This is a genomic window from Xenorhabdus sp. IM139775 (assembly GCF_028598745.1).
GTDB lineage: Bacteria > Pseudomonadota > Gammaproteobacteria > Enterobacterales > Enterobacteriaceae > Xenorhabdus.
The window spans coordinates 19,281-37,425 of the sequence record NZ_JAQRFK010000014.1; the positions used below are offsets into that span (position 1 = coordinate 19,281).

The 18,145-nt window shown below is 44.5% G+C and carries 19 protein-coding genes; 13 read left to right on the forward strand and 6 right to left on the reverse strand.

Annotated features, from left to right (window positions below):
* Positions 1–13: 13 nt before the first annotated feature.
* Both pyk and PSI17_RS05085 read right to left on the reverse strand, forming a co-directional pair.
* Entirely contained in the window at positions 14–1,456 is a 1,443-nt protein-coding gene (gene pyk / locus PSI17_RS05080) for a pyruvate kinase (protein WP_273550932.1), read from the reverse strand.
* Positions 1,457–1,677: 221 nt separating this feature from the next.
* Positions 1,678–2,526, reverse strand: a complete 849-nt coding sequence (locus PSI17_RS05085; protein ID WP_273550933.1) for a MurR/RpiR family transcriptional regulator — start codon at positions 2,524–2,526, stop codon at positions 1,678–1,680.
* 341 nt (positions 2,527–2,867) lie between these two features.
* Here PSI17_RS05085 and zwf point away from each other — a divergent pair, with 341 nt between their 5' ends.
* The 3 genes from zwf to mdtI all read left to right on the forward strand — a co-directional run bounded on the left by zwf (position 2,868) and on the right by mdtI (position 5,539).
* Positions 2,868–4,343 carry a glucose-6-phosphate dehydrogenase gene (gene zwf / locus PSI17_RS05090; RefSeq protein WP_273550934.1) on the forward strand — a complete coding sequence of 492 codons (1,476 nt, stop codon included), beginning with the start codon at positions 2,868–2,870 and terminating at the stop codon, positions 4,341–4,343.
* Between the two features lie 487 nt (positions 4,344–4,830).
* The gene (gene mdtJ, locus PSI17_RS05095) at positions 4,831–5,205 is read left to right on the forward strand and encodes a multidrug/spermidine efflux SMR transporter subunit MdtJ (RefSeq protein WP_273550935.1); all 375 of its coding nucleotides are present in this window, start codon (positions 4,831–4,833) and stop codon (positions 5,203–5,205) included.
* A gap of 1 nt (position 5,206) precedes the next feature.
* Positions 5,207–5,539 (forward strand): multidrug/spermidine efflux SMR transporter subunit MdtI, encoded by a 333-nt coding sequence (gene mdtI, locus PSI17_RS05100; RefSeq protein ID WP_273550936.1) that lies wholly within the window; start codon positions 5,207–5,209, stop codon positions 5,537–5,539.
* 105 nt (positions 5,540–5,644) lie between these two features.
* On the opposite strand, the gene PSI17_RS05105 is transcribed toward mdtI, so the two are convergent.
* Positions 5,645–5,989, reverse strand: coding sequence for a RidA family protein (locus PSI17_RS05105; protein WP_273550937.1), 345 nt, complete (start codon positions 5,987–5,989; stop codon positions 5,645–5,647).
* A gap of 100 nt (positions 5,990–6,089) precedes the next feature.
* Between PSI17_RS05105 and PSI17_RS05110 the strand changes: the two genes are divergently transcribed.
* The 5 genes from PSI17_RS05110 (at position 6,090) to rnd (ending at position 12,866) form a co-directional block, all read left to right on the forward strand.
* A complete protein-coding gene (locus PSI17_RS05110; RefSeq protein ID WP_273550938.1) occupies positions 6,090–8,006 on the forward strand; it encodes an ATP-dependent DNA helicase in 1,917 nt (638 codons plus the stop codon).
* 93 nt (positions 8,007–8,099) lie between these two features.
* Positions 8,100–8,795: a tRNA (adenosine(37)-N6)-threonylcarbamoyltransferase complex dimerization subunit type 1 TsaB gene (tsaB, locus tag PSI17_RS05115; RefSeq protein ID WP_273550939.1), complete on the forward strand. Its 696-nt coding sequence runs from the start codon at positions 8,100–8,102 to the stop codon at positions 8,793–8,795.
* 134 nt (positions 8,796–8,929) lie between these two features.
* Entirely contained in the window at positions 8,930–9,514 is a 585-nt protein-coding gene (locus tag PSI17_RS05120; RefSeq protein ID WP_273550940.1) for a Slp family lipoprotein, read from the forward strand.
* Between the two features lie 419 nt (positions 9,515–9,933).
* On the forward strand, positions 9,934–11,625 hold the full coding sequence (fadD, locus tag PSI17_RS05125) for a long-chain-fatty-acid--CoA ligase FadD (protein ID WP_273550941.1): 1,692 nt from the start codon (positions 9,934–9,936) through the stop codon (positions 11,623–11,625).
* Positions 11,626–11,738: 113 nt separating this feature from the next.
* Positions 11,739–12,866: a ribonuclease D gene (rnd, locus tag PSI17_RS05130; protein ID WP_273550942.1), complete on the forward strand. Its 1,128-nt coding sequence runs from the start codon at positions 11,739–11,741 to the stop codon at positions 12,864–12,866.
* 340 nt (positions 12,867–13,206) lie between these two features.
* Here rnd and minE read toward each other — a convergent pair whose 3' ends face one another.
* Genes minE through minC form a run of 3 tightly spaced genes read right to left on the reverse strand, consistent with a single transcriptional unit; the run spans position 13,207 to position 14,999 of the window.
* Positions 13,207–13,476 (reverse strand): cell division topological specificity factor MinE, encoded by a 270-nt coding sequence (gene minE, locus PSI17_RS05135; protein WP_273550943.1) that lies wholly within the window; start codon positions 13,474–13,476, stop codon positions 13,207–13,209.
* Positions 13,477–13,479: 3 nt separating this feature from the next.
* Positions 13,480–14,292 carry a septum site-determining protein MinD gene (minD, locus tag PSI17_RS05140; protein ID WP_273550944.1) on the reverse strand — a complete coding sequence of 271 codons (813 nt, stop codon included), beginning with the start codon at positions 14,290–14,292 and terminating at the stop codon, positions 13,480–13,482.
* A 23-nt stretch (positions 14,293–14,315) separates the two neighbouring features.
* Positions 14,316–14,999, reverse strand: a complete 684-nt coding sequence (gene minC, locus PSI17_RS05145) for a septum site-determining protein MinC (protein WP_273550945.1) — start codon at positions 14,997–14,999, stop codon at positions 14,316–14,318.
* A 189-nt stretch (positions 15,000–15,188) separates the two neighbouring features.
* Between minC and PSI17_RS05150 the strand changes: the two genes are divergently transcribed.
* The 5 genes from PSI17_RS05150 (at position 15,189) to PSI17_RS05170 (ending at position 18,132) form a co-directional block, all read left to right on the forward strand.
* Complete coding sequence (locus PSI17_RS05150) at positions 15,189–15,476, forward strand: YcgL domain-containing protein (protein WP_273550946.1); 288 nt, start codon at positions 15,189–15,191, stop codon at positions 15,474–15,476.
* Between the two features lie 53 nt (positions 15,477–15,529).
* Complete coding sequence (locus PSI17_RS05155) at positions 15,530–16,615, forward strand: lytic murein transglycosylase (RefSeq protein ID WP_273550947.1); 1,086 nt, start codon at positions 15,530–15,532, stop codon at positions 16,613–16,615.
* 37 nt (positions 16,616–16,652) lie between these two features.
* On the forward strand, positions 16,653–17,309 hold the full coding sequence (locus PSI17_RS05160; RefSeq protein ID WP_273550948.1) for a fumarylacetoacetate hydrolase family protein: 657 nt from the start codon (positions 16,653–16,655) through the stop codon (positions 17,307–17,309).
* An 18-nt stretch (positions 17,310–17,327) separates the two neighbouring features.
* Complete coding sequence (locus tag PSI17_RS05165; protein WP_273550968.1) at positions 17,328–17,765, forward strand: YcgN family cysteine cluster protein; 438 nt, start codon at positions 17,328–17,330, stop codon at positions 17,763–17,765.
* Between the two features lie 163 nt (positions 17,766–17,928).
* Positions 17,929–18,132: a hypothetical protein gene (locus PSI17_RS05170; protein ID WP_273550949.1), complete on the forward strand. Its 204-nt coding sequence runs from the start codon at positions 17,929–17,931 to the stop codon at positions 18,130–18,132.
* The last annotated feature ends 13 nt before the right edge of the window (positions 18,133–18,145 follow it).

The window sequence follows — 18,145 nt, forward strand, 5'->3', positions numbered from 1 at the left end:
TATCAGTAGATTATTATTCTACTTCAAGTACACGGCAGGTATTGGTGCTGCCAATAGTACCCATTTGGTCACCTTGAGTCACGAGTACGAGATCCCCAGAGATGAGATACCCTTTATCGCGCAGGCGATTCACCGCTTCGTTTGCCGCCGCGATCCCGTCAGTATGTGAACTACAATAAACGGGCGTCACACCACGATAAAGGGCGGTGCGGTTTAAGGTTGATTCATGGCGGGACATGGAGAAGATAGGCAGGCCGGAACTAATACGGGACATCATGCGGGCTGTGCGGCCAGATTCAGTCATGGCAATGATCGCTTTAACGCCTTTCAGATGGTTGGCCGCGTACATGGTGGACATTGAAATTGCTTCTTCAATGCTATCAAATGTCATATCCAAGCGATGTTTGGAGACATTAACGCTTGGCACTTTTTCCGCCCCAAGACAGACTTGTGCCATAGCAGCAACGGTTTCCGCAGGATATTGACCCGCCGCCGTTTCGGCAGAGAGCATCACCGCATCAGTCCCATCCAGTACCGCGTTGGCGACATCCATCACTTCAGCACGGGTTGGCATTGGGTTGGTGATCATGGATTCCATCATTTGCGTGGCCGTAATCACGACACGATTCAGTTGGCGGGCACGGCGGATCAGTTTTTTCTGCACACCAACCAGTTCAGGATCACCGATTTCAACACCGAGATCACCACGGGCGACCATCACAACATCGGACGCCAGAATGATTTCATCAATAATTTCGTCGCTGCTGACGGCTTCCGCCCGCTCAACTTTTGCGACGATTTGGGTTTCACAGCCGGCATCTCGTGCAAGACGGCGGGCATAATTCAAATCTTCACCTGAACGGGGGAAAGAAACAGCAAGGTAATCAACACCAATTTTGGCGGCTGTCATGATGTCTTCTTTATCTTTTGCCGTCAGCGCTTCGGCTGATAACCCGCCACCCAGTTTATTGATACCTTTATTGTTGGAAAGGGGGCCGCCGACAGTCACTTCCGTGAAGACTTTCATACCCTGAACATCCAGAACCTTCAATTGGACGCGGCCATCATCCAATAGCATGATGTCACCGGTCGTTACATCTGAAGGCAGGCCTTTATAGTCAATACCGACTTTTTCTTTATCTCCTTCTCCTTTACCCAGATTGGCATCCAGCAGGAATTTATCCCCAATATTCAGGAAAATCTTTCCTTCCTTAAACGTGGATACGCGTATTTTGGGGCCTTGGAGATCACCGAGGATAGCAACGTGGCTGCCTAAACGGGCAGCAATTTCGCGCACTTTATTCGCACGCTGGATATGATCTTCCGCAGTACCATGAGAGAAATTAAGGCGGACGACGTTGGCCCCCGCTTTGATAACATCTTCTAGATTGTTGTCACGATCTGTAGCCGGGCCAAGTGTAGTGACGATTTTTGTTCTTCTGAGCCGTTTGGACATGTATTACTCCGTTGACCTGTGAAGTATACCTTCCGTTTTTCAAGTTGCTTGCTGTAACTTAAAATCCATTGGGTATCTGAGTTTTCGATTACCGTAAGATAACCATTTAATTTATTGATTATTAACCCTGTACTGTGAATATGCAGTTGGGGAAAGTCTACATATGCTATCAGTCTGGGGAGTTGATAAATAGTGAACAAAAACACAGTCTATTTTCTGGTTTATTCATGCTTATCAAAGCGTGAATTGCGCAACGCTTCTTTGACTCTCTTCAAATTATCCCTGAATTTTGAGCCTCGGCGCAGTGTAAACCCTGTTGCCAGCACGTCAATGATGGTTAATTGGGCAATTCTTGAAACCATTGGCATATAAATATCGGTATCCTCGGGAACATCCAGCAGGATGGAGAGAGTCGCTTCGTGTGCTAATGGGGAACCGGTTGAGGTAATGGCGATCACGGTTGCATCATTTTCGCGGGCCAGTTTCGCAATTTCGACCAGGTTTTTTGTTCTTCCGGTATGGGAAATCAGGACGACAACATCGCCTTCGCTACTGTTAATGCAGCTCATTCGTTGCATCACAATATCGTCAAAGTAAGTTACTGGGATATTGAAGCGAAAAAATTTGTTCATGGCATCATGGGCGACAGCGGCTGATGCCCCTAAACCGAAAAAAGAGAGTTTTCTGGCTTGGGTTAGGAGATCAACAGCCCGGTTAATTGCCGCAATATCCAAATTACCCTTGACCGTCTCCAGATTTGCCATCACTGATTCGAAGATTTTGTTTGTATAAGAGGTGACACTGTCACTTTCTTCCACATTACGGTTCACATAAGGGGTACCATTGGCGAGGCTCTGTGCCAGATGCAATTTAAAGTCGGGAAACCCTTTGGTGTTGAGGCGGCGACAAAAGCGATTAACCGTCGGTTCACTCACATTCGCCATTTTAGCCAGAGTGGCAATACTTGAATGGATGGCAGTCTGTGGTGAAGCAAGGATAACCTGCGCCACCTTTTTCTCTGACTTACTCAAAACATCAAGACTATTTTGGAGCCGTTCCAGTGTATTCATAAGACGAAGTTCAACCTCGGTTTTAATGATTTCATTAACAGGAGAAATCGATGTCATTTTTATGAAAATATACTACTTGTTATTGCAAGCTGGCAGTGGCAACAACCGGATAACTCGGGATTTTTCATCAAAATATGACAAGTGTCTAACTTTCAACTTGGTAAGATTACTTCTTAATCGTTGTAAATTTTCAATTAACAGTCATCGGTCGGTATGAATTTTGACCATGCTGCTGGCGGATACAAAATGATAATCAGTATTTACTGCCTATAACCAAAAGAGTACATTACCCGCAGGTTCTGTAAAAAAATTACAATATCCCGTAATTGAGGAGATGCAACATGGCGGTGACGTCTACAGCTCAGGCTTGTAATTTGGTAATTTTTGGGGCGAAAGGAGACTTAGCCCGCCGGAAATTAATGCCTTCCCTTTACCAGTTGGAAAAAGCAGGTTATATCCATCCTGATACCCGAATTATCGGCGTCGGCCGAGCTGACTGGGATAAAAAAGCCTATACCAAAGTTGTTGAAGAAGCGTTAGCTACATTTATGTCTGAGAAATTGGACTCAGAATTGTGGAAGAAGCTGAGTTCGCGTCTGGAGTTTTGTAATTTGGACGTCAATGAAACGGAACATTTCACCGAATTGGCAAAAGTACTTAATCAGGATAACTTGCCAGCTATTCACTATTTTGCCATGCCGCCAAGTACGTTTGGCTCAGTATGTCATGGACTGGGTGCCGCAGGATTGAATACGGCACCCAATCGGGTCGTGATGGAAAAACCACTGGGAACCGATCTTGCTTCTTCCAAGGCGATTAATGATGAAGTTGCAAAATATTTCAATGAAGGACAAATTTACCGCATTGACCATTACTTGGGTAAAGAAACGGTATTGAATTTGTTGGCACTGCGTTTTGCCAACTCACTTTTCGTCAACAATTGGGATCATCGCACTATTGATCATGTGCAAATCACCGTGGCTGAAGAAGTGGGTATTGAAGGGCGTTGGGGTTATTTCGATCAGGCTGGGCAGATGCGCGATATGATCCAGAATCATCTTCTGCAAATCCTGACCATGATTGCCATGTCACCACCGTCTGATCTGACAGCCGATCGCATTCGTGATGAAAAAGTGAAAGTGTTGCGTTCATTGCGTCGAATTGATCAGACCAATGTCAGGGAAAAAACGGTTCGTGGGCAATATACCGCAGGTTTCGTGCATGGTAAGAAAGTGCCGGGTTATCTGGAAGAAGAAGGGGCGAATAAGGCCAGCAAAACGGAAACCTTCGTGTCGATTCGTGTCGATATTGATGACTGGCGTTGGTCAGGCGTGCCTTTCTACCTGAGAACCGGTAAGCGCTTGCCAGCTAAATGTTCTGAAGTTGTTGTCTATTTTAAAGAGCCGCCGCTGAATCTGTTTGCTGAATCCTACCAGCAGTTACCGCAGAATAAATTGACGATCCGTTTGCAGCCAGATGAAGGCATTGATATTGAAGTGCTGAATAAAGCGCCGGGACTGGATCATAAACACCGTTTGCAAACGACCAAACTGGATCTGAGTTTCTCTGAAACATTTAATCAGACGCATCTTGCCGATGCTTACGAAAGATTATTGTTGGAAGCGATGCGTGGTATTCAGGCATTGTTCGTCCGTCGTGACGAAGTGGAAGAAGCGTGGAAATGGGTTGATTCTATTATGGAGGCATGGGCGGCAGATAATGAGCCACCGAAGCCTTATCAGGCAGGGACTTGGGGACCCGTCGCGTCTATCGCCATGATTACGCGAGATGGCCGTTCATGGAATGAGTTTGAGTAACGAACGGTATTTTCTACGATTATTATCTGGCCGCGCGCCCTGCGGTCAGATCCCATTCAAATTCATAAAATGGGTAATTTAAAAATTCACCTGCCAGTTGTGTTTATTGTTTGGATATGCTAAAAGTAAAGATAATCAATTCCATAATGAGGGTTCGTAGTATATCACGCGGTAATTATTGTGTGATGAAAGAATAAAATATCATGAATAGCGCCAAAAGCGTCAACATTCAACATAGTAACAAGATCCAACGTTGTACCCATGTTTTTTTCCTCTCAACTATCTTATCCAGTGAGCACTACTGGTGCGGCGCCCTTTAGGGCCTTCTCCTGATAACCGGTTCTTCACCGGCAATTTTCGTTCGCCAAAATATTTCGCTAAAGAGTCAGTTTGATACTGGTATTGCGTAGTTGCATTTGTTGCCGCTCTTGTTGGCATTTATAGCTTGATATCTTGGCATGCTTATCAGTATGTTCAGGAGAAAAAAATGATTTATTGGATGTTTCTTGCACTGGCGATTATGGCAGAGGTAGTTGGTACTTTGTCAATGAAACAAGCCAGCGTTTCGGGTGATCTTACCGGTATGATCGTGATGTATACCATGATCACAACTTCTTATGTCTTGTTGGCAATTGCCGTGAAAAAAGTGGCATTAGGCGTCGCTTATGCACTTTGGGAAGGTATTGGCATTCTGTTTATTACCACTTTTAGTGTGATGTGGTTCAACGAATCACTGTCATTGATGAAAATAGGTGGGTTGGCATTGTTGATAGCAGGAATTGCCTTAATCAAGATAGGAACGAAAAAGCCCCAAGGCCATGATCAAAATAATATTTTGAACCAGCAAATTAAGGAAGCATGATATGCTAACTCAATTTGAATGGTGGCATGGGGCATTTCTGGTTCTGGCAGTGGTTTTGGAAATTTTAGCGAATATCTTATTGAAATTATCCAATGGTTTTCAGCGCTTCTGGCTCGGTATTTTATCCTTGGTTGCGGTGTTGGGCGCATTCAGTGCGCTGGCCCAGGCTGTGAAAGGAATTGAGCTTTCCATTGCTTATGCGTTATGGGGGGCATTCGGCATTATTGCTACAGTTGCTGCTGGCTGGATAATGTTTAATCAACGACTGAATTTTAAGGGATGGAGTGGTATTGTGCTGCTGTTGATTGGCATGATTATAATTAAGATGGCTTAATTTTTTGCGCTCCATACCTTAAATTTCATTTTGTAGATTCATTTCCAAAATGGCATTGAAGGGGTTATAGCTCCTTCAATGCCATGTTTGTTTGATGAATACAAATTATAAAGCGGCGATAATTTTAATTTCTACTTTATAGTTAGGGTTTATTAATTCTGCCTGAACAGTACAGCGGACGGGCGCGCTTCCGGCAACAACCCACGCATCCCAGGCGATGTTCATGCCTGCAAAATCAGCCTTATCCGCCAGAAAAATCGTCGCATCCAAAATTTTGCCCTTATCTGAACCAAGACGATGTAACAGGGTATCAATGGTTGCCAGAGTCTCGGCGGTTTGCTCCGTAATATCGCCATCCAGTTGTTCTGGCACACTGGTATAATAGATAGTGCCATTGTGAACGACCGCTTCTGACCAGCGGGTATCTGGATCAATGCGTTTAATAGTCATTAAATCTCCTGTTAATTTGTACAGTTTTTTGCTGAATTGGGTGGTTATTACCATTCAGTATTGGCATAATTCTGCCACATTTTATTGAAAGAGACGGCTTGTGTCAGACGATTTTGCGAAAAATGGCATACTTGCCAAAGCCATACCGGGTTTTAAGCCGCGAGATGCTCAGCGGGAAATGTCTTCGGCGATTACCGTTGCGATCAAAAAACAGCAACAATTGGTGGTGGAAGCAGGGACGGGAACTGGTAAGACGTTTGCTTATCTGGTGCCTGCTTTGCGCTCCGGTAAAAAAGTGATTATTTCTACAGGCTCTAAGGCGTTGCAAGATCAGCTCTACAAGCGGGATCTTCCCACCATCGTTAATGCTTTGGGTTTTACAGGCCACTTAGCGCTATTAAAAGGGCGTTCAAATTATTTATGCCTCGAACGCCTTGAACAACAGTCAGTCGGCCATTCCCAGCTTGAAGCTGAAATATTGGCGCAAGTTATCAAATTAAGGCATTGGTCATCCCATACAGAAGAAGGCGATATCAGCACCTGTCATCAAGTGGCGGAAGACAGTCCTGTTTGGCCGTTGGTCACCAGTACCAATGACAATTGCCTTGGCAGTGATTGCCCTCGCTATCAGGAATGTTTCGTTCTGAAAGCCCGCCGCAAAGCGATGGAAGCGGATGTGGTGATTGTTAACCATCATCTATTCATGGCGGATAGGGTGGTTAAGGATACCGGATTTGGTGAATTAATCCCGCAGGCCGATGTGGTGATTTTCGATGAGGCCCACCAGATCCCCGATATTGCCAGCCAATATTTTGGCCAGCAGTTAAGCAGCCGCCAATTGATGGATTTATCACGCGATATCATCATCGCTTACCGTACTGAAGTCCGAGATCAGGCGCAATTACAAAAAAGTGCCGATCGTCTCAGCCAAAGTGCGCAAGATTTTCGTTTGTCATTGGGTGAAAACAGCTATCGGGGCAATCTTCGAGAAGCCTTACAACAGCAACAGGTTCAGCGGGCATTCGTGCGTTTGGATGATGCCCTTGAGCTTTGTTATGATGTGATGAAGCTCTCTTTGGGGCGTTCAGCCATGTTGGATGCGGCTTTTGAACGGGCAACGGTTTACCGCAATCGTCTTAAGCGCCTGATTGATGTCAGCATACCCAATTACAGCTATTGGTTCGAAAGTTATGGGCGGCATTTTTTGCTGGCGCTGACACCATTATCTGTCTCCGATAAATTCAGTGAGATGATCCGTGAACAATCGGGTTGCTGGATTTTTACATCAGCAACACTGTCGGTCAATGAACAGCTAAACCATTTCACCGAACGCTTAGGGTTGAAACAAGCCCAAACATTACTTCTGCCCAGTCCATTTGATTATCAACGGCAAATGTTATTATGTGTCCCGCGTCATTTACCCTCACCTAACCAAAATGGTGGTGCAAAATGGCTGGCTCGCATGTTGAAACCATTGATTGAAAGCAACAAAGGGCGTTGTTTTTTCCTCTGCACTTCCCACCAAATGATGCGCGGTTTGGCCGAAGAGTTTCGTGCCAGTATGACATTGCCGGTATTGGTACAGGGGGAGACAAGTAAGACACAATTGCTGGCACAGTTTATCTCTGCGGGTAATGCATTACTGGTGGCAACAAGCAGCTTTTGGGAAGGGGTCGATGTCCGTGGCGATGCGTTGTCCTGTGTTATTATTGATAAATTACCGTTTACTGCGCCGGATGATCCCTTGCTCAAGGCACGCATCGAAGATTGTCAACTTAAGGGCGGAGATGCCTTTAATGAAGTTCAACTTCCCGATGCCGTGATTGACTTAAAGCAGGGCGTTGGACGGTTGATCCGTGATATTGATGATTATGGGGTTGTGGTGATTTGTGATAATCGTTTGGTGATGCGTCCATACGGTGAGGTTTTTCTGAATAGCTTGCCTCCTGCTCCCCGTACCCGTGATTTATCAAAAGCCATTGCGTTTTTGAAATCACGCCCACCGCGGTTTGAGTAAAATGCAGTTTGAATAAAATGACGGGGCGATGATGTTGGGGCTATGGTAGTATAGCCCCTTGTTTTTGATTCTATATCTTGCCGGAGTTAAGGCATGTCCACGCGAATTTTAGCTATTGATACTGCAACTGAAGCCTGTTCTGTTGCACTTTGGAATGAAGGGGCTGTCGAAGCACAGTTTGAAATTTCCCCACGAGAGCACACGCAGCGTATTTTACCGATGGTTCAAGCGGTATTATCGAAAGGCGGGGTGAGCCTGCAACAATTGGATGCGTTAGCGTTTGGACGCGGGCCGGGCAGTTTTACCGGTGTACGGATTGGTGTTGGCATTGCCCAAGGTCTGGCTCTGGGTGCTGAATTACCGATGATTGGTGTTTCTTCCCTGAAAACAATGGCACAAGGTGCTTTTCGCCTGAAAGAAGCAACAAACGTTTTAGTTGCCATTGATGCCCGGATGGGCGAAGTCTACTGGGGACAATATACCCGCAATGCACAAGGTGAGTGGCAAGGCGATGCAACGGAAGCAGTGTTGAAACCTGAGCAAGTGCAAGAGATTATGAGTTCCTTGTCAGGTGAATGGGTGATTGCCGGAACAGGGTGGGAAGCCCATCCTCAATTATTGAACAGCCACTTAACGCTGACAGCCAGCGATATGACGTTGCCTCATGCGCAAGATATGCTGCCTCTGGCAATCCAGATGTGGCAAGCGGGGGAAGCCACCGCCGTTGAGCATGCCGAACCGGTTTACTTACGTAATGAAGTGACATGGAAAAAATTGCCGGGCCGTTAAGGCGCTTCTGTCAGGTGCAATAAAATTCATGCAACTTGTGGCAGAAAGCAGTGTCCATGAGTATAGAAAGAGTCAGGGTATGGCTAACCAAGTTTATCGTTAGCTTAAAAAGATTTTTCTGTATTGGAGGATTTATGCTCAATGGAACATACTATCGAAGCATACTGCAAGCGGTGCTACTGGCGGGAGCCTTAGTACTTGTGGGCTGTGTGTCTGTTCCTGATGTTATTAAAGGAACAACTAAAACACCGGTGGAGGATCTGCTTTCTGTCAAAAATGCACCTGAATTATACATTGGGCATGAAGGGCGATTTGGCGGAAAGGTACTGAGTGTCTTAAATGAAAAAGACCAGACCCGACTGGAAATATCTGCCATGCCACTGGCAAGCAATGCCGCCCCACGGTTGGATACAGCTTCTCTGGGACGAGTTTATGCTTATGTGAATACTTTCTTAGAACCCAGTGATTTTAAAGATCATTATGTCACTGTTGTCGGTTTGATGACTGGCCTTGAAAAAGGAAAGGTCGGCAATAGCCCGTATCGTTACGTTGTGATGAATGCCACGGGAGTGAAACGTTGGCATGAATCTCAGCGAATGATTTTTCCTTCTGCTGTCGCCACTGATCCGTGGAGCTATTATGGCAATCCTTATGATCCGTTTTGGCGTGGTTACTCATCACTTCAACCTGTATCCGTTGAAACGGTTTTAACGGAATAAATTTTCATAATAGTGAGAGTTTGTAACCTTGTCCCCCGCGCCGCGGGGGACAAGGTTTACTCCTATCATTTTGAAACACTATTTAGGGGTAGTTTATAACCATTTGGAATAATGATAAGACTTTGAGTCAGAAAATTAGTAAATTGATGTATAATCAATGAATTATAAATAAAAGCGCTAATAAGTTAACTAATTAATTGATAAATAACAAGAATATTCAGGCGGCAAAGTCCGCCTTATTTTTTTGCAATAATTGATAGTATTAAAGATAGTATTAAATTAGTGATGTGCATCGCCAACCTGAACATTGTTCCTTTTCAAACTGGTACGCTGAGTTAATAATTTGTTAAATGCATAAGTCTGGTTTGTTTATTTGTGGTCAGTTGTTACATCGCAATTAGATTTCAGGAGTATTCAACTTGGAAAAAGTTTGGCTAAAACATTATCCGGCAGATGTTCCGGCAGAAATCGATCCCGACCGTTATTCGTCGTTGATTGAGATGTTTGAGAATGCTGTGGCACGTTATGCCGATCAAAGCGCATTTATCAATATGGGCGAGGTAATGACTTTCCGTAAATTGGAAGAGCGTAGCCGTGCCTTTGCTGCCTACTTACAGAATGGTTTGGGGCTGAAAAAAGGGGATCGTGTGGCATTGATGATGCCAAATTTATTGCAATATCCCGTGGCACTGTTTGGCGTTCTGCGTGCAGGTATGATTGTTGTCAATGTGAATCCGCTCTATACCCCGCGTGAATTGGAACACCAGCTTAATGACAGTGGCACATCGGCCATCGTTATCGTTTCTAACTTTGCTCATACCTTAGAAAAGATTGTCTTCAACACGCAAATCAAGCACGTCATTTTGACGCGCATGGGTGACCAACTTTCCCGGCCTAAAGGCACCCTGGTTGATTTCGTCGTGAAATACGTCAAACGGCTCGTGCCCAAGTATCACTTACCGGATGCCATTTCGTTCCGCAGTGCGATGCATAAAGGCTACCGTATGCAGTATGTCAAACCGGATGTGCAAAGTGAGGATTTGGCGTTTCTGCAATATACGGGGGGAACCACAGGGGTAGCAAAAGGTGCAATGCTGACTCACCGTAATATGCTGGCAAACCTTGAACAAGCCAAAGCCTGTTATTCTCCGTTATTGAAGCCGGGGCAAGAAGTGGTGGTAACGGCATTACCGTTGTACCATATCTTTGCTTTGACGATAAACTGCCTGTTTTTTATTGAACTGGGTGGGCAAAATCTGTTGATTACCAACCCGCGTGATATACACGGTACGGTCAAGGAACTCGCACGTTACCGTGTTACCGCGCTATCAGGTGTTAACACACTATTCAACGCTTGGCTGAATAATGCAGAATTCCAGAAGATGGATTTCTCCTCATTACGTTTATCGGTTGGCGGCGGCATGGCTGTACAGAGAGTGGTGGCCGAAAAATGGCAAAAACTGACCGGTTGTCATCTACTGGAAGGTTATGGACTGACAGAATGTTCCCCTCTGGTTTCAGCCAATCCGCATAACTTGACCCATTACAGTGGCAGTATTGGTTTCCCGGTTGCTTCCACAGACATTAAGCTGGTAGGGAATGAGGGTAATGAAGTTTCCCCGGACGAAGTGGGTGAAATGTGGGTGCGTGGGCCACAGGTAATGAAAGGTTACTGGAACCGCCCTGCTGCGACGGATGAGGTATTGAAAGATGGTTGGTTGGCCACCGGAGATATTGCCAACGTAGATGAAAAAGGCTTTTTTCACATTGTTGATCGGAAAAAAGACATGATTCTGGTTTCAGGATTTAATGTCTATCCAAACGAAGTAGAAGAAGTTGTTTCTTCCCATCCTAAAGTGTTAGAGTCGGCAGCAGTAGGCGTTCCGAGTGAGAACTCAGGAGAAACTGTCAAAGTATTTGTTGTGCGTAAAGATCCCAGCCTGACTGAAGATGAACTTAAAACGCATTGTCGTCGTTACCTGACCGGATATAAGGTGCCAAAACTCATTGAATTCCGTAATGAGTTGCCAAAATCCAATGTAGGTAAAATTCTTCGTAAAGAACTGCGCAATGAAGAATTGGCAAAAGTGGATAATGCTGCTACAAATTGATCCTGTTTATTGCTATATCCGATTGATTTTAAACCATAGGCAGTCAACAAAAGCGCCGGTTTTTTTACCGGCGTTGTTATGCTTGTCTTATGAATGGCTAAGAGAATGATGTTTTGAACTATCAGTTGATTAACACCGATGCCCAGTTGCAGTCAATCTGTGAGCAGGCAAAAAAACACGCAAGAATTGCACTCGATACTGAATTTGTACGTACACGGACGTATTACCCCCAATTAGGTTTGATACAACTGTTTGATGGTGAACAGCTTTCTCTGATTGATCCCCTCGACATTTCGCAATGGCAGCCCCTTAGGGCGCTATTGACCGATCCGGACGTATTAAAATTCATCCATGCTGGCAGTGAAGATTTAGAGGTTTTCAGTAATAGTTTTCAGTGCTTGCCAGAACCGATGATTGATACTCAGGTATTGGCTGCATTTATTGGTCATCCCATATCATGTGGCTTTGCGACACTGGTTGCTGAGTATTTGCATATCGAATTGGATAAGAGTGAATCCCGTACGGATTGGCTGGCCCGGCCATTGAGCGAAAAGCAATGTCAATATGCTGCGGCAGATGTCTATCATTTATTACCGCTCGCCGATATGTTGATGGAAAAAACAGAGCGGATGGGGTATTTGGATGCGGCAAAAGATGAAAGCAATCTGATAGCCCAGCGCCGTAAAGAAGTATTGATGCCGGAGTATGCTTATAAGGATATTGGTAACGCATGGCAATTACGGCCAAGGCAATTGGCCTGTTTGAGAAAGTTAGCCGCATGGCGTTTAAATCAGGCGAGGGAGCGTGATCTGGCGGTTAATTTTGTGATCCGTGAAGAAAATTTATGGCAAGTTGCCCGTTATATGCCAACTTCTTTGGGCGAATTAGGTGCGCTGGGATTGAGTGGGCAAGAAATTCGTTGTCATGGTCGTCGGTTGTTGGCGATGGTGGCGGAGAGCCGGAATATTCCAGAAGAAGAATGCCCGGATCAAATTGTGAATTTGATTGATTACCCTGATTACCGCAAGACATTCAAGGAAATTAAATCTCTGGTCACTCAGGTGGCGGAATCCCATCATTTCAGTGCCGAACTGCTGGCTTCCCGTCGCCAAATCAATCAATTCCTTAGTTGGCATTGGAAATTGAAATCGGCGAAGTATCAACCTGAATTAATCAGGGGCTGGCGTGGTAAGCTGCTGGCTGAACCTATGGCTGAAATATTGGCAAACTATTCGGAGTAATACCTCGAATTCAATGGCATTAGTGCAATGATATTAGTGCAATAACGGTCACGGTTTTTCTCTTTAAGCGATGTCATTTTGCTCTCCTGTTTGATATACAGGCAGGGGAGTAAGAAGTCAGATTGTTTTGTGCTGTTACTACTGCAAATAATATGAATACGCTTTTCTTTGATATTTAATGCGTATTATTAGGTAAAAAGAATGTTTGTATTTTGTTTTGCCATCTTGTCTTATAGATAGGTATTTCTCATTCTGGATCTTAAATCGGGATACTACTGCACCCCGATTTATTATTCTCGAAAAATCACCGTATTAAATTAAATAACGTGATTTGATCCGGTTATTTTGTCGATTCTTCAACCTCAGGTAAGGTGACATTAAGCTCCAGTACAGAAATGTCATCATTTTTCTGCTCAAATTGCACAGAAAGCATGTCTGGATCAATTTGCACATACTTACAAATAACAGCCAGGATATCCCGTTTCATTTCGGGCAAATAGGCAGGCTCAGAGTCACCACGGCGCCGCTCTGCCACGATGATTTGTAGCCGCTCCTTGGCGATATTGGCCGTCGGTTTTTTTCTCGACAGGAAGAAATCTAACAAAGCCATGCGTTACCCCCCAAACAGGCGTTTTAAAAAGCCCTTTTTTTCTTCTTCGATGAAACGGAAAGGCCGTTCTTCACCGAGTAAACGTAAAACCGTGTCTTCGTATGCTTTACCCGCGTCAGAATCTTTGTCCAAAATGACGGGTTCCCCTTGGTTGGATGAGCGGAGAACCGATTGATCTTCTGGAATGACACCAAGCAAAGGAATACACAGAATTTCCAGTACATCTTCCATACTTAGCATATCGCCGCGGTTCACGCGCCCTGGATTATAACGGGTCAGCAGAAGATGTTCTTTAATCGGATCTTTACCTTTCTCTGCACGGCGTGATTTGGATGCCAAGATACCTAAAATACGATCAGAGTCACGAACAGAAGAAACTTCTGGATTTGTCGTGATAATTGCCTCATCGGCAAAATAGAGTGCCATTAATGCGCCGCTTTCAATACCGGCGGGTGAATCACAGATAATAAACTCAAATCCTTGTTGATCCAATTCATTCAGAATTTTATCAACGCCTTCCCGAGTCAGGGCTTCTTTATCACGAGTTTGGGACGCAGGCAGAATGTAGAGATTATCGGTGCGCTTATCTTTGATCAGTGCCTGATTCAAACTGGCATCACCTTGAATGACGTTCACGAAGTCGAAAACCACACGGCGTTCACATCCCATGATGAGGTCGAGGTTCCGCAAACCGATATCAAAATCGATAACAACGGTTTTTTTTCCTCTTTGGGCGAGACCGGTAGCAATGGCCGCGCTTGAAGTGGTTTTGCCAACGCCACCTTTACCAGATGTAACAACAATAATGCGTGCCATGAAGCGATTCCTTGTTATAAGGGCTAGACTAAAGTTTCAATAGTTAATTCATTGTTCACCAGACGCAATTTTGCTGCTTTGCCAACAAAATTCTCTGGGATTTTTTCGCTGAGCCAATATTGACCTGCAATAGAGGTGAGTTCAGCGTTTAAATGGGTGCAGAAAATCTGGCTTTCTTGATCACCAGATGCGCCTGCTAACACTCGTCCACGCAGCACACCATATATATGAATATTTCCATCAGCGATTAATTCAGCACCAGCGCTCACATTATTTGTCACAATAAGATCACTGTTTGGTGCATAAATTCTTTGTCCTGAACGAACAGGCGTATTAATTATACGAGTTTTTTTGAAAATAGGTTCAGTCGGCTTATTTTCTTTAGTAAGAACTTTCTGACTTTTACCTTCTTTCAATAAAGGGAGTTCAGATTTCAGAACAATTTTTCGTTGTTCTTCATCTTGACAACCACTGATGCCAACGATACGCAATCCCACTGACTCAATGGCCCGGTGGAGTGCACCGAGATCTGCGCCAACAGGCAGCGCAGATATATTGATAACAACGGGCGCATTTTTCAGGAATTCAGGGGCTTGCGCCATTTTTTCCTGCATGGCTTTATGAATAACTTCCGGCTGGTCATCATACAAATGGACGACCGAAAGCGTAAAATTACTGCCTTTTAGCTCAATTGGCGACTGTGACATCGATATTTTGACTCAGCAAGGTTAAGTTTCCCAAAAGTGATTTACACGAATTCGTTTACACAATTTCGTTTACACAAACATTTTCCCAGAACCGCCTCTGGGAGACGATATTCTTAAATATAATAAGCATGTTATAGTTAGTGAATTATTCAAGCAAGTCGCAGAGTTAATTTAAAAGAGTTTATGACAATGATTTGTGTAATCTACAGAAGCCTAAAACGTGACCAAACTTATCTGTATATTGAAAGAAGAGGTGATTTTTCACGCGTTCCTGAAGACCTGTTAAAAACATTTGGTGAACCTCAATATTCAATGATGATTTCATTATCGGAAAGAAAAAAACTGGCAAATGCGGATATTGAAAAAGTGAAAACTGCATTGCGTGAACAAGGGTTTTATCTGCAAGTACCACCGCCAGTGGGCAGTTTGCTCAGTGAACATCTGGCATCAGACAACTCATCTAAACCATCCATCTAACCGATAAAAATTGCTGGCAATGGCTTGATCCTGAATTGAAGGGGCACTGATTTATGAAATTAATCACCGGAATAACGTTATTGACGGCAACTTTGCTGGCAGGGTGCAGTACATCAAGTGGTAAACAATTACACCATCAATCCGAGTTGACGTCACGTTCTCAAGCAGAAGTCAGGACATTGGAACACGATTTTCCCTTGAACTCCCGTGAGCCATCACAGTTTCCTGCTTATGTGGCCTTGCTGAAGCAGCAAGCCCTGACGCAGGGGATCAGTGAAAAGACCTTGGATCAGGCCTTTGCCAATATCCATTTTATTCCGCGTGTCATTAAAGCGGATCGTAATCAACCAGAGAAAAAAATCACGCTGGATGGTTACCTGAATCGTGTTTTGTCAGTCTGGAAGATTGAACAGGGGGTCAAGGAATATGAAGATAATAAACCCCGGTTAGAGAAGATCAGCCGCCAATACGGTGTGCCCAAAGCCTATATTGTTGCTTTGTGGGGCTTAGAAAGCGGTTTTGGCAAATTTCAGGGAAAAGAAGATGTCATTTCGGCATTATCCACGCTGGCTTTTGAAGGTCGCCGAGAGGTGTTTTTTATTAAACAGTTATTGGCAGCGTTAGAAATCATTGAAAATCAATATATTAATGAAGACCAGACGTTAAAAGGCTCTTGGGCTGGCGCAATGGGGCAAAGCCAATTTATGCCAAGCTCTTACTTAACGTATGGCGCTGATGGCAATGGTGATGGCAAAATTGATATTTGGCACAATAAAGACGATGTATTTGCTTCGACGGCCAATTACTTGCATAAGGAAGGGTGGAAACAGGATTTACCTTGGGGATATGCTATTTCGTTACCTGCGGGCTTTAATACAGCCTTGGAGGGCATTAAGCCAGAACAGGGAAAAACCATCACCCAATGGCAGGCATTGGGCATTTCATCCCCCCATTTTGCTAACCTGCCTGCAAATACCAAAGGTTGGATAGTCATCCCCGATGATTCGGCACAACGGGCATTTTGGGTAACCCAAAATTTCCGCACTATCATGCACTGGAATCGTTCTTACTATTTTGCGCTCAGTGTTGGTATGATGGCGGACGGTATTATGCAGCGTACTCATTTTCTCGCTCGTTGAAAATCAGCTCCTGAAAACAAGATAAAGGAACAATGTTATGTACCAGCATCGGGATTGGCAGGGCGTATTATTGGACTTTCCTGCTAATAAAGTCGTTTGTGTCGGCAGTAATTACGACAAGCATATGAAAGAGATGGGCTCCCAATCGACGGAAGAGCCTGTGATATTTATCAAACCTGAAACGGCGCTGTGTGATCTGTGCCAGCCTGTTTTCATCCCGCAGGAATTGGGCTCTGTACACCATGAAATAGAATTGGCTGTTTTGATTGGCTCGACACTCAAGAATGCCAATGAGGAGCGAGTCAGTCAGGCGATTGCAGGCTTTGCCGTTGCGTTGGATTTGACATTACGTGATTTGCAGCGCGAATTTAAACAATCGGGGCAACCGTGGGAAAAAAGTAAAGCATTTGACCGATCCTGCCCGATATCGGGGTTTATTCCGGTCAATGCCTTTGGTGATCCACAAAATGCCCAACTTTCGTTGACAGTCAATGGCGCATTGCGCCAAAACGGTAATACGAGTGACATGCGAACACCTATCATCCCGTTGATTAGCTATATGTCACGCTTTTTTACCCTGCGCCCGGGCGATATTATTTTGACGGGAACGCCTGAAGGCGTGGGGCCACTGCAATCTGGTGATATATTAGGCGTTTCGCTCAATGAACATGTCTTAACAACCAGAGTGATTTAACCACGAGGAACGACAGAAATTATGTCCCAACCTTTCTGGCAGGTGAAAACCTTAGAACAAATGACCGATCAAGAGTGGGAAGCATTATGTGATGGCTGTGGCCAATGCTGCCTGAATAAGTTGATAGATGAGGACACGGATGAAATTTATTTCACCAATGTTGCCTGCAATCAACTGAATATTAAAACCTGCCAGTGCAAGAATTATGAAGATCGTTTCAGGTACGAACCTGACTGTATCAAATTAACCCGTGAAAATATGAATACGTTTGAATGGTTGCCAAAGACCTGTGCCTATCGTCTGATTGGCGAGGGAAAACGGCTTTTTCCGTGGCATCCATTAGTCAGTGGTTCAAAATCGGCCATGCATGCGGCGCGTATTTCTGTCCGGTATATCGCGGTGCGTGAAGCGGATGTGGTGGATTGGGAAGATCATATCCTTAACAGGCCTAAGTAATTATTTCCCCGCATCGCGGGGAGATTAGAGTGGCAGCCGCAATCCCACGTCACGGATGGCGTTAAACAAACCTTATAACCAACAGCTAATTAATGGAATGGCAAAAGAAAAATACGCAATGTAGTGTTGTCGTGGGTACAAAACAAAATGAAGGAGTAAATGTATGAGTAAATATATTATTACTTATAACGGCCTTGATAATAACAATGCCGTTATAGTTAGCTCGCAGATTTCTCTGGATATTGATGTGAACCTGGCCACTGCGGCTGACTTTTTAGGTCAATTTTCTACCAATGCGTACAATCAGGCTGTCGCGTTAAATGGCAATGTAGTTAGAGTGGTAATTGTGAGAATATATGGGCTGTAATTAAACCCTATCC